9 protein-coding genes are annotated in these 12,413 nt (G+C 45.9%); 3 read left to right on the top strand and 6 right to left on the bottom strand.

Features of this window, described 5'->3' with window-relative positions:
• Nucleotides 1–67: 67 nt before the first annotated feature.
• Entirely contained in the window at nt 68–997 is a 930-nt protein-coding gene (locus tag AB4375_RS09365) for a LysR family transcriptional regulator (RefSeq protein ID WP_102320399.1), read from the bottom strand.
• 117 nt (nt 998–1,114) lie between these two features.
• Here AB4375_RS09365 and AB4375_RS09360 point away from each other — a divergent pair, with 117 nt between their 5' ends.
• The 3 genes from AB4375_RS09360 to AB4375_RS09350 all read left to right on the top strand — a co-directional run bounded on the left by AB4375_RS09360 (nt 1,115) and on the right by AB4375_RS09350 (nt 4,227).
• Nucleotides 1,115–1,798, top strand: coding sequence for an SDR family oxidoreductase (locus tag AB4375_RS09360; protein WP_372051425.1), 684 nt, complete (start codon nt 1,115–1,117; stop codon nt 1,796–1,798).
• A gap of 83 nt (nt 1,799–1,881) precedes the next feature.
• Nucleotides 1,882–3,090 carry an MFS transporter gene (locus tag AB4375_RS09355; protein ID WP_372051424.1) on the top strand — a complete coding sequence of 403 codons (1,209 nt, stop codon included), beginning with the start codon at nt 1,882–1,884 and terminating at the stop codon, nt 3,088–3,090.
• Between the two features lie 48 nt (nt 3,091–3,138).
• The gene (locus AB4375_RS09350; protein ID WP_372051423.1) at nt 3,139–4,227 is read left to right on the top strand and encodes an alkene reductase; all 1,089 of its coding nucleotides are present in this window, start codon (nt 3,139–3,141) and stop codon (nt 4,225–4,227) included.
• A gap of 298 nt (nt 4,228–4,525) precedes the next feature.
• Here AB4375_RS09350 and rlmJ read toward each other — a convergent pair whose 3' ends face one another.
• From rlmJ to AB4375_RS09325, 5 genes are all read right to left on the bottom strand, one after another.
• Nucleotides 4,526–5,392 (bottom strand): 23S rRNA (adenine(2030)-N(6))-methyltransferase RlmJ, encoded by an 867-nt coding sequence (gene rlmJ, locus AB4375_RS09345; protein WP_102428121.1) that lies wholly within the window; start codon nt 5,390–5,392, stop codon nt 4,526–4,528.
• A 236-nt stretch (nt 5,393–5,628) separates the two neighbouring features.
• Entirely contained in the window at nt 5,629–6,582 is a 954-nt protein-coding gene (gene secF, locus AB4375_RS09340) for a protein translocase subunit SecF (protein ID WP_017061264.1), read from the bottom strand.
• A gap of 2 nt (nt 6,583–6,584) precedes the next feature.
• Complete coding sequence (gene secD / locus AB4375_RS09335; RefSeq protein ID WP_372051421.1) at nt 6,585–8,384, bottom strand: protein translocase subunit SecD; 1,800 nt, start codon at nt 8,382–8,384, stop codon at nt 6,585–6,587.
• A gap of 276 nt (nt 8,385–8,660) precedes the next feature.
• On the bottom strand, nt 8,661–9,125 hold the full coding sequence (locus tag AB4375_RS09330) for a hypothetical protein (protein WP_017072340.1): 465 nt from the start codon (nt 9,123–9,125) through the stop codon (nt 8,661–8,663).
• 285 nt (nt 9,126–9,410) lie between these two features.
• On the bottom strand, nt 9,411–12,185 hold the full coding sequence (locus tag AB4375_RS09325) for a pitrilysin family protein (protein WP_017070200.1): 2,775 nt from the start codon (nt 12,183–12,185) through the stop codon (nt 9,411–9,413).
• Nucleotides 12,186–12,413: the final 228 nt, after the last annotated feature.

The following is a 12,413-nucleotide window of genomic DNA, read 5'->3' as shown; positions in this document are numbered from 1 at the left end:
CAATGTTCTCTGTCCGTACCCGGGTGTTGAGTTCAAGAGATCTGTCATGCGCTGCTTCTCGGCTAATTTAACTAGACTTTTCAACCAAATCGCCAAACCGCTCAAACAAGAAATCAAGAAACAACCGGATACGCTTGGGCTGATATTTCTTGCTGATGTACACCACATTCAAATCGGCACTCGACACCGACATCGCGGTGTTGAAGTTCTTCATGTAGCCATTAAGCAGCGTCACAAGACGCTGGTTATTGATGTCGCCTTGCACATCCAGTACCGATTTAAGAGCAATGCCCTCGCCTTTTAATGCCCAGTAGCGAATAACTTCGCCATCGTCTGAAAATCGCTTTGGAACAACAGTAATCGACTTCTTCATATCATGATCTTGGAAGTGCCATGTCTTGAGCTCTTCATTGCTGCGCAGCATGGCTAAACAATCGTGATCAACCAAATCTTGTGGTGTTAACGGTGTTCCATGCTTGGCAAGATATTCAGGAGAAGCACACAGCACACGTCGGCTTGGTGACAAGCGTCTGGATATCAAACTGCTGTCGACCAATTCACCATAACGGACCACGATATCCATGCCAGATTCAGCAATGTTCGAGAGGTTATCGTTCAAGTAGAGGTAAGGGATCACGTCGGGATATTGCTGACAGAACTCAGAGAGAATCGGAAGAATGTACTGCTTTCCGATGTCTTTCGGCGCGGCGATTTTGAGTGGACCTTTGACCTCTTTGACGCCATTTTGAATCAGGTTTTCAGCCTCGCTGACGTTATCCAATATCTCCAGACACGCCTTGTGATACAACTCCCCAGAGTCAGTTAAAGACACGTGTCTTGTGCTTCGGTTCAGCAGCTTCACACCATAACGCTCTTCCAACGCCTGAAGCCTTGCTGTCATGGTCGCAGGAGAAAGCCCTAACTCTCGCCCCGCCGCAGCTAACCCATGATGCTTAACAATGCTCACGAACATCGCCATATCTGAAAACTTGTCCATCCACCTCTCCTACTATTCAGTTAATCCGAATAATGATTTTATATTTTAGCCAATTATCAAATTTTAGTCGAATAAATATAATGACAACCATCAGCAAAACACGCAGGAATTCAGAACATGAACAACGAAATTACAAACCAAGAAAAGCACACATTCGTCATCATTGGTGGAACATCAGGTATCGGCAAAGCATTAGCAATGCAATTGAGAAACGAAAACAACACAGTACACATTGCCAGCCGACACACCGGCGTTGATATCAGCAATGAGAAATCGGTTTGTGAATACTTCGAATCGATCGGTGCATTTGATCACTTGGTGATAACCGCGGGTTCATACGCCCCCGCAGGAAAAGTGACAGACGTTGCTATCGCAGACGCAAAAGCAGCATTTGATACCAAGTTTTGGGGAAGCTTAAACGTAGCCAAGCACGCCGCACGTTACATGACTCCAAACGGCTCTATCACGTTCACGACAGGCATGTTGTCTCGCAAAGTAGTGGCTGGCACTTACGTAAAAACCGCCATCAATGCCGCACTAGAAAGCGTGACTAAAATACTGGCGAAAGAGCTATCACCCATTCGAGTCAATGCCGTTAGCCCGGGTTTAACCATGACGGAAGCCTACAAAAACATGGACGATTCCGCTCGTACAAGCATGTACGACAACGCCAAAAAGAATCTACCCGCAGGTAAGGTTGGCGAGCCTTCAGAGGTGGCTATGGGTTACCTATTCGCGATTAACAACCCATACGTAACAGGGTCAATCATCGACATCGACGGCGGCGCTCTACTCGGCTAACACCCCGCAAAGACATAAAGAACAATCGTTAGGGTGTTTATCTCAACGTCCTAACAAACAAGAATTTACATAGGTAACTCATTATGAAATCAAAAGCCATGACACAAGAAAAGATGCCATTCCAAGTTTGGATACTGACACTCGCAGCATTTGCAATTGGCACGGCTGAGTTTGTTATCGCAGGCATTCTTCCACAAATCGCTACATCACTTTCAATCACAGAAGGCCAAGCTGGCTACCTTATCAGTGCTTACGCGTTGGCTATCGTTATCGGCGGCCCGATCTTAACCATCTACCTTGCGCGCTTTAATAAGAAGATAGTGCTGATTGGCTTAATGGCACTGTTCATCATCGGTAACGTGTTGTCGGCCTTAGCGCCAAGCTACCCATTACTACTGGCAAGCCGTGTGATCGCAGGCTTAGTGCAAGGCCCTTTCTATGGCATCGGTGCGGTTGTCGCAACCAACTTAGTGTCGGAAAAAATGGCAGGTCGTGCCGTTGGTCAGATGTTCGCAGGCCTAACACTCGCTAACGTTCTTGGCGTTCCAGCGGGTACTTGGGTTAGCTTGCAATTCGGCTGGCACACCACTTTCTTTACCGTGGCTGCACTTGGCACGATTGCGATGATTTCTATTCTAACGTCAATCAAATCGACTGGTCACAGTGAAGCAAAAGACATCAAAACTCAGCTGTTAGCGTTCAAAAACCCAATGCTGCTGATCAGCTTGGCAATCACTGCTTTTGCTTGGTCTGGCTTCATGACGCTATACGGATACCTTGCGCCAATCGCTATGCACATCACCGGCTACGGTCAAGAGTCTGTTACTTGGATCTTAGTGATTGTGGGTGTCGGCTTAATCATCGGTAACACCTTGGGCGGACGCTCTTCAGATAAAAACCTAGGCAAAGCTTCAATGTTTTGGGCCGTCGCAATGATCGTGTCATTGGTTGTAGTTGGCCTTGTGGTAGACAACAAAATCCTATTCGTTGCAGCGGCATTTGTCTTTGGTATTGCATCATTTGCGAACGTTCCAGCCATGCAACTTCGAGTGATGAACAACGGTGGCGAAGGCCAAGAGCTAGCAGCAACCGCGAATATCTCAGCGTTTAATTTAGCCAATGCCTTTGGTGGATTCCTTGGCGGCATGGTACTCGACAGCCAACTAGGCGCAGGCATGATTCCATTCGCAGCCGTTGTTGTCCCTGTTATTGGTTTGCTGCTTATTGCGAAAGCCAACCGAGCGGGGAGGCCACAAAGCAACTCTATTTTCAGCCCAGCAGAAAGCAAATAAGCCCCAATAAAAAACGAAAGATCACAGCATTAAAACAAGGTAGAAACCATGAACAAATTATTCGAAACATCAGAACTAAAAGGCCTAGAACTGCAAAACCGCGTGGTTATGGCACCTATGACGCGCGCTCGTACTAGCCAACCTGGAAACGTGCCAAACGACATGATGGCAACCTATTACCAACAACGCGCAAGTGCTGGGCTTATCATCACTGAAGCCACGCAAATCTCAGATGATTCTCAAGGTTACTCATTCACACCCGGCGTTTATACCGATGCACAAATCGAAGGTTGGAAATCAGTAACCACAGCCGCAAAAGGGCAAGGTGCCGCGATATTCTGCCAATTATGGCATGTGGGCCGCGTGTCTCATCCAACCTTCCAAAAAGGTGAACTGCCAATCGCGCCTTCGGCACTGGCTCCGGTAGAAACTCAGGTTTGGATCTCTGATGAGAATGGTAATGGCAACATGGTCGATTGCATCCAACCAAGAGAAATGACCCAAACCGATATCGATCGCGTTGTTCAAGATTTTGCTAACTCAGCGAAAAAAGCAGTCGAGGCAGGGTTCAACGGAGTGGAAATACACGGTGGCAATGGCTACCTGATTGATCAGTTCCTAAGAACCAACTCAAACAAACGCACCGACAACTACGGCGGTAGCCGCGAGAACCGACTTCGCTTCCTAATCGAAGTGGTTGATGCTGTGATTGAAGAGATAGGTGCCGATAAAGTAGGTGTGCGCTTGGCGCCGTTCATCACATTCAAAGACATGAACTGCCCAGATATCGTACCAACGATTTTAGAGGCATCGAAGGCACTTCAAGATCGAGACATCGCTTACCTGCACCTATCAGAAGCCGACTGGGATGATGCTCCAGTTATCCCTGAAAGCTTCCGTGTCGAACTAAGAGCCTTGTTCTCTAACACCATCATCGTTGCCGGCAGCTACACACCACAACGCGCCGAAGAAGTACTAAGCAAAGGCTACGCCGATCTCGTCGCATTTGGCCGCCCATTCGTTGCTAACCCAGATCTAGTTTCACGCCTACAAAACGGCAGCGAACTATCAGAACTTGATGGCGCCACTCTGTTCGGCGGCAACGAAAAAGGCTACATCGATTATCCAGTGTTGTAGTGAATCTTAAATTGATAGAACTGCCTTAGATTTTCCTTCAGGCAAAAGAAAGGCTCGCATGACTAGTGCGAGCCTAATGCAGTTTAGGGGGTAAACCACAATCTGATATTAATCTGGGACTAATTATTTAACTTATGAGCCATTATGCACTTGTGCGCATTGATATTCTATTTTTAAATGATTCACTGCAATTAATCAATCGATAAAAGTTAGCGTTTGGTCAATTTAAACCACATAGGTAACAGTGATTTAGTGAGTGATGTCTAGAAAACCATCATAAAACCCATAAAAATCAGATCTATAAACTTCTCATTTGCCAGTAACCTTCACCATTAGTCGCGAGTTGGCTGTGTAAATAATCGAGCGTATCTGCGACCGTTCCCGCAATGCCTTGGGGAGGATTGAACAACAGTAAACCACTACCGATCAGGCGATCATCACCCTTAGGATCTCGAAGGCGAAGCTCCGACTTAATCGGACTTGGCAGCAAACCATCTTTCACTGCGGTCACACAATGGTTCAAAATCAGTGAGCTCTTGTCATCCGTGTAGAGCGGGTACCAAATTAGTGCAGATACCTTCTCAGATTGCTGATACGCCTTAACCAAGGCATCAATCACCGCGAGATATTCTGAATCGGTTTCATAGGGTGGGTCGATAACAATCAGATGGTGGTTGTCATGTTTAGCAACGTCATCAGGTAACGCTTTAAGCCCATCACCTGCGCTAATCGTAAGCTTGCTTGAAATATCTAGGTTACATTGTAACTTCTCAATATTGGTTTGCAGTAAATCAGCTTCATCTTGCTGAATGTCTGAAAAATAGAAACTATCTTGGCTGCGACCTTGTTGGTAAGTGATGGCGGCAGAACCCGGATACAAAGAGATAAGTTGATTCGGATTGTAGTATTCCAGTACCGACATAAAAGAAGCGAATGCCGGAGGAAGATAAGCCTTATTGCGCCACAAGTACCCGACCCCTTCAGCAAACTCACCGGCGTGATTACTTGGTGCGGTGGTGAGGTCATAACACCCTGTACCTGAGTGCGTGTCGATAACATTGAGGCGTGAATGCTGCTGCATTAATGACTGAACAAGTGCACTCAATACTGGATGCTTCAGTGCATCACCATGGTCGCCTACATGACATTGATGTCGATATTTCATTCCCTTGCCTCATTTCTACTAACGTCATCTAAACATACTTCATATCATGAGGGCTTGCCTGCTCAATCCATCGTTTTTTGAAATAGGCTCACTTTTCTCTAACCAGTTGACTCTTATAAAAAAATAAAGCCCCTGAGCTTACTTAGGGGGCTAAGTGAGTTCAGGGGCTTTCATTATTGGTTTCGGTTAATAGCGTAAGTAAATCGGCCTACCGTGCATAAGCTAGCTTAGCTTGACTAAGGGTACTCACCCTCAACTTCTACCGGCGCTTTCACTTGGTAGTGACAAGGCTGTAGACCAAGTAACTTAGGCAGTGTGATACCTACTGAAACTGAAGACCACGTACCGCTGACAATACCTACAACCAGTGCAATCGCGAAACCTTGAAGTGCCGCACCGCCAAGTAGCCAAAGCGCAGATACGGTGATTAGGGTTGTACCTGAGGTCACCATGGTGCGTGAGAAGGTCGCTTTAACCGATTCGTTAAGCAGGTTATCAGTGTCACCATTTGGATTACCACGCAGCATTTCACGAACACGGTCGGCAATGATGATCGAGTCATTCAATGAATAACCTAAAATCGCCAACACAGCCGCTAACACAGTCAGGTTGAACTCGAACTGAGTAAAAGCGAACAGACCCAAGATAAGCGTCACGTCATAGATGATTGCGGCTAGGGCGCCGAGTGCTAAACGCCATTCAAAACGTACACTCAGGTACAGCATGATCATTAGGAAACACACCAATACCGCCAAGCCACCTTGGTCAACCATGTCTTGACCCACTTGAGGCCCAACCACGCTGCTGTTAAGCACTTTTACTTGGTCGCTGACAGAAGACAAAGCATCCACTAAGTTTGGCTGTGGAGCATCTGTCAGTTGGCTATAACGGATTGTCCAGCGATCCTGTTCTGCCATACCAACCACTTGCACATCTTGTTGGAAGGCCGTATCAAGTTTTGTTTTTAACGCATCTTTGGTGACTTGATCAGAGAGCTGAACCTCAGCAACCACACCACCTGTGAAGTCCAAGCCCCAGTTAAAACCTTTCACCGCCACCAGCATCACAGAGCTCATGAACAGCACAATAGATATCGCAGACATCACCTTACGAAGGCGAGTCATATTCTTATCCGAAATATAGCTATTTGAAAAATAGCGGTCTGAAATAGTCATTTTTGAAGTACTCATGCTTAAATCCTTACATCGTGGCGTTGGTCACGCCCCCAAACCAAATTGATGATCGCTCGTGAAGCAAAAATGCCCGTAAACATACTGGTTAGAAGACCTAAGCCCAGTGTCAGAGCGAAGCCCTGAATCGGTCCATTACCAATGGTATATAGAGCCACAGCAACGATCATGGTAGTGACGTTAGCATCGAAAATTGACGAGAATGCGCTATCGAAACCACGGTCGATAGAGCTAGCAAAGCTGCGCCCTTCTTTCATCTTGTCTCGAATACGCTCGAAGATAAGCACGTTGGTGTCCACCGCCATACCAACGGTCAGTACTAGACCCGCAATACCCGGCAGAGTTAACACCGCACCCGGTAGCAGCGCAATCAAACCAAATAATGTGGTCATGTTAACCACCAATGCACAGTTCGCGACCCAACCTAAGCGGCGGTACCATAGCGCCATAAACGTTAGCGTAAGGCCAAGACCAAGTGCCAAAGCAGCAAAGCCGTTGGTTACATTTTCAGCACCCAAAGATGGGCCAATAGTACGTTCTTCAATGATGGTCACAGGCGCAGTCAATGACCCCGCACGCAACAGTAACGCAAGCTCTTGTGCGTCTGCCAAACTGCCTGCGCCAGTGATTCTGAAGCGGCTACCCAGTTGAGATTGGATGTTTGCCACACTAATCACTTCACTGTCTTGCTTGCTGTTGCCCGCTCTGTCACGGCTGTATTCGCTGTAAACGGTCGCCATTGGCTTGCCGATGTTATGGCGAGAAAACTCAGACATTTTCTTACCACCAGAAGAATCAAGCGTGATGTTTACTTCTGCACTGCCCATTTCACCAATGCCACTGCGTGCATCGATAATGTGTTCACCGCTCAGCACTGCTTTGCGAGCAACCACTACGCGATTACCATCTGAATCTTTCAGAGTTTGAGTATTGCGCGTTGCGTTGTCGTACACAGAGTAGAACGCTAATGAAGCCGTAGCACCAATCACGTCTTTCGCAGCTGCAGGGTCTTGTACACCCGGTAATTCGATACGGATACGGCTTTCACCTTGGCGTTGAATCGATGCCTCAGTGATGCCTAGCTCTTCAATACGGCTGCGCATGATCTGCAGGTTTTGTTGAACCGTTAGATTACGTAGCGTTCTTTGCTCTTCTTCAGACTGAGTTAACGTTAGCGATTTATCTGAACGGTCACGTTGCCATTGTGGGAACTCTTCGCGAATCAGTTTCTGTGCTTTCTCGAAATCGGCATCAGTACGGAAGTTAAACTCAACTTGGTTGTTCACCACTTTACCGCGTGCATAACGCACTTGGCTGGTGATTTCATCGACTACAGATTGCGCTTGTGCGTGGTAAACCGGTTCCATGTCTACTTCTAACAGGAACTGCACACCACCACGTAAATCAAGGCCTAGCTGAATCGGTGCGAAGCCCATGTCAGTCAGCCATTTCGGAGCTGCTGGCTCCATCGCTAGCGCAACCGTCGCGTTGTCCAATAGGCGCTCATTCAGCACCTCTTTAGCCTTCGCTTGTTGTTCTGCGTCTTCCAAGATCACGACTAAACGTTGGTCTTTTTGAAATGCCGATTTGGCTTGAATGCCTTCGCTCGCAAGGTATTGGGTAATTTGGCTAGCATCGATGGTCTGTTCAGAACGGTTGTTAATTTGAACCGACGCATTCTCGCCATACCAAGAAGGTAAAGCACTCAGAACCATGATGATAATGGTGGCGATAAGCACCGCGTATTTCCACTTTGAGTAGTGGTTAATTTGTTTTCTTTGAATGCGTTTTTTCACAGTCAAGATCTCTTCTTTCTACCAATCACCGTAAATACGTGCTCAAAAATAGCACCAGAAAAAAGCAGTGATCGAGCATTTTAACCAGCTAGGGTGACCAGTTATTTACTACGATTGGTATGTCTAATATTTTGCGAACACGAGCGATGGCTAATCACGACCAGAACAAGCTGATTGAAAGATAGTGATGCTAAAGCTGATGTCGCTATGTTTGTCTTGGTTAACTGGCGAGTTCAATGGGCACTAGGCGACCACCGATACGACCAATTTAGGGTCAAACGATTAGCTAAGAAGTTCTCGGAAATGCGAGTATTGGATGTTGCCCTCTTTCCACCCCGAAAGCCGGGAAGACGGAGAACTCACAATGCTGGTCCAGTGCAGCTTGGAATCCAACAACGGCGTGTTGAAGAGCAGGGAAGCCAGTATTGAGGGGGGAGAGAAGTCAATCAGTAGATGATAAGCAGGCTCAAGATCGGCCACGCTTTCTTGCTCGTTACTGAGCATACGTCTGAAGTTTGCTGCTTGAAGGCTTGATTCGGTGTCGTGATAGTTAGAACTGTCACCAGAAGGCACGGTGCCAAACTGAGCCTTATCGCACTCTAAGTAGCTCGACGGATTATCCGTATCAGCTTGTTTACAAAGATCATTCTGTGAAGATTGCTCTTGAGCCGAGTATATTTGAAATGGCTTAGAAGGAAACGAATAGCCGTTAGAATTCACTAAGCCAAAGCTCAGTAAAAACAACATTAAGACTAATCGGGTACCCAGTTTAAGCAATCTAATATCCAAACAACATTCTCGTAGATCGTCAATCTACAATACAAATGAAACGCTGTCTTGATTTAAAACATTTTTTTAGAAAATGATACGATGCAACCGATTAAGCGATCTCAAAATTTAGATTTACATAGATCTAAAACGGCTTAACAACAGGTGAGGCATAGACGTTATGAATGGTGGGAAAACAAGAAAGCCAAGCGGTGCTCGCTTGGCTTTGAGTTGTCTCTTTCTGTTGGTTTCAAGCTTTAGGCTTTAGGCTTTAGGACGCATGATGTTCTTAACCTTACGGCTATCTTCACCAAAGATGCGTTGGACAAGTTGATTCATGTCTTCCGCAGTAATCGACCTCGCCACTCGCTCAACTTGAGACAAAGCTTCGATATCGTAACCATGAAGTAAATAACGAGACAGGTACCATGCTTGGTCAATAGAGCTCATCTCGAGAGGCGTGAAGTCCGCTTCAAACTGTTTCACGACTGCGTGCATTTCCTTTTCAGAGACGCCTTGTAAAAGGTCTGCAATCACTTTATCGATCGCCACTTCGACTTGGTCAACGTTCTCCGGCGCTACCATCGCCCCGATAACCCACTCACCACTCAGCTCACTATCTGCGGATGATGAATACGTATATGGCGAGTAATCTAAGCTCAACTCTTCACGAATATAAGCATCTAAACGAGCCGCCAGCAGTCGTTCTAGCAAGTTTTCCGTGAAGATATCTTTTGCCGTTACGCCTTGGTCGGTTTCGGCTTCAGGTTCAGAGATGACTCGTAAGATGTACTCTGCACTATTCACATTGTTGATCGCTAAATCAATGCGTGATTCAGATGGCTGCTTGTAAGCCACCTTAAATTCAGGAACCTCAGCTTTTTCTAATGGAATCGAAGCCAAGTATTGCTCAACCAAAGGCTTTAATTCACTTGGGTCGATGTCACCCACGATCACCAATTGGTTATGCCTCATTTGACCAAACAATTGCTGATGAAGATTAGCGACGTCTTCCACAGAAACCGCTTCAACACGTTCTTTATCAACAAAGAGGTGGCCACTGTCTTGACGATAGATATTCTGGTTTCTTGCGCGCTCAAACTGACCGACAGGGCTGCTCAAGAAAGATTCTTGACCTTGTACAAACTCCTGTTTCACTGCCTCTAACTGCTCGGGAACAATTTTAGGCGCAGTTATGAAGGTATAAAGCGCAGCAAACGTATCTTTGAGCCCATCTTTGTTAATACTAAATTCAACACCATGGCGAGTGTTGCCAATAAAGGAATCAGCTCTAATATCTTCACGATCAAAGTACGCTAAAAGCTCAGAGCCCGTAAACTCACCGACACCACTTCGAGCGAAGGTAGGTAACGCAACCTCAACAGCTGGGTACAAGCTCGGATCCAAAGCGGCTTTTCCGCCGAGGCTCATGTACATCACCCCAACATCATCACCTGCCTCATAATCACGCAGGTACCACATGTCGATGCCATTGCTTAACGTCCACTTTTGGATGTATGGGTCAATAGACATTTGTTCAGCAAGTACAACCTCGCCTTGCGAGCTAGGTACAGCAAAAGCGCTGGCTGTTCCAATCGCAAGCGGCGCAACTCCCGCCTCGCTATACGTGGCTTTTAAACTATCGAGAGAGTTGATGATCGCGGTTCTGTCTTCGGAGTCATCCATCCCAATAACAATAAAGTAATCATCAGAAAGTAGATTCTTGATGTTGTCGTTAATCACTTCAAGGCTCAAGTTAGCGATGAAAGCTTCCAAGCTTGCTTGATAATCTTTCTGTGATTGGACTATTCGATCATTGACTAACGCACTCACTTTGTAATTCGCGTGTTCAACACTGTCCATTTTATCCCAGTTATGCTCGATGTTATCCAGCAAGTCTTGGTAGTAGTACAGTTCGCCAGCAATATCCGTTTCCGAAACACCAAAATCACGCAATGATGCCAATGTAGAAAGCAGATCTTGTTGGATAACTTCACGGTCTCCAGCCGGAAACCCAACACTTATTGACGAATAGTAAAAAGCGCCCATTCGATAACTATCAGATGCAATCCATTGAGTCGGGAACGCGGCATCATTGAACACCGCTTCTAATCGTCGTTGAATCAATTGCTGAGCGGTTTCATCTAACCTGCGTTGATTCTGCTGAGCATGATTTTCAACTATATTTGAACCGCGGTTAAACGTCAGAGTGATGCTTGGCGCTTCTCTTCCTGCGTACTCAACATAATCATCTTCATTGAATGAGGTCGTTTTCTGTTTCTCTGGTCTCGGCGTATCGCCACGCTCCCAGCTAGAAAACTTTTCTTCAATAAGTGGAATCACAGTTTTGATGTCCACATCACCAGAAACGACCAGCTCAACTATTTGAGGTTGATACCAAGTCTGATAAAAGTTGGTGATGCCTTGAGGAGTAGCATTCACGATCGACGATTTAGTCCCTAATGCATCTTGCGATTCGTACGGGCCGCCTTCAACGAAGTAATCATAATATATATCTCCGAATGACTTATCATCGAGGCGAGCCATACGGAACTCACCAAGAACCACGCCTTTTTCTTTTTCGACTTCTGAACTTGATAGATCCAGGCCATCACCAATGTCACGCATCCACGTCAAAGCAGACTGCAATTGGATGTTATCTGGCAAATCTAACTGGTAGACCGTCTCTTCATAAGAAGTGTAGGCATTAATATCAGCACCAAAGCTAGCGCCTGCGTCTTCGAATAGACGAATCACATCGTTCTGAGAGAAGTTTTTACTGCCATTGAATGCCATGTGTTCCAAGAAGTGCGCGTAGCCTTCTTGTTGAGAAGTCTCTTGAATCGAACCGGCGTGCACGACTAAACGAACAGATACGGATTCTTCATGATCTGGATAAACATGATAAGTAAGGCCATTTTCTAGTTGGCCTGAAGTCCATGCCGGATCCGGCTGGATTGGCGTTTCGGTAGTTTTTGATGTTGAACTACAGCCAACCAGGGTAAGGCATACCGCCGTCGCTAAATAATATGTTTTCATAACAACCTCTTAATGTCATTCGTCGACAATATACAGATTGAGCTAAAGATTATTATTTAATATTGAACCTGATGAGTATCTTTGTGATCTGGATCTTTATTTTATAAATCACCAATCGTTATGTAAGATCGCTGTGCTCATTTAAATAGGCATTTAGATAAGAGCCTATTAAATCGATTTTAGACTCGCTAACTACATCTATTTAAAATCAATAAGCTACATAAATTT

The organism is Vibrio sp. 10N.261.51.C6, from assembly GCF_041471785.1.
GTDB classification, from domain to species: Bacteria; Pseudomonadota; Gammaproteobacteria; order Enterobacterales; family Vibrionaceae; genus Vibrio; species Vibrio crassostreae_C.
This window is presented reverse-complemented; position numbering and strand designations above follow the sequence as displayed.

Excerpts from the sequence above, each read along its gene's own strand:
- AB4375_RS09365 (WP_102320399.1), bottom strand. The coding sequence starts at position 997 with ATGGACAAGTTTTCAGATATGGCGATGTTCGTGAGCATTGTTAAGCAT.
- AB4375_RS09360 (WP_372051425.1), top strand. The coding sequence starts at position 1,115 with ATGAACAACGAAATTACAAACCAAGAAAAGCACACATTCGTCATCATT.
- AB4375_RS09355 (WP_372051424.1), top strand. The coding sequence starts at position 1,882 with ATGAAATCAAAAGCCATGACACAAGAAAAGATGCCATTCCAAGTTTGG.
- AB4375_RS09350 (WP_372051423.1), top strand. The coding sequence starts at position 3,139 with ATGAACAAATTATTCGAAACATCAGAACTAAAAGGCCTAGAACTGCAA.
- rlmJ (WP_102428121.1), bottom strand. The coding sequence starts at position 5,392 with ATGAAATATCGACATCAATGTCATGTAGGCGACCATGGTGATGCACTG.
- secF (WP_017061264.1), bottom strand. The coding sequence starts at position 6,582 with ATGAGTACTTCAAAAATGACTATTTCAGACCGCTATTTTTCAAATAGC.
- AB4375_RS09330 (WP_017072340.1), bottom strand. The coding sequence starts at position 9,125 with ATGTTGTTTTTACTGAGCTTTGGCTTAGTGAATTCTAACGGCTATTCG.
- AB4375_RS09325 (WP_017070200.1), bottom strand. The coding sequence starts at position 12,185 with ATGAAAACATATTATTTAGCGACGGCGGTATGCCTTACCCTGGTTGGC.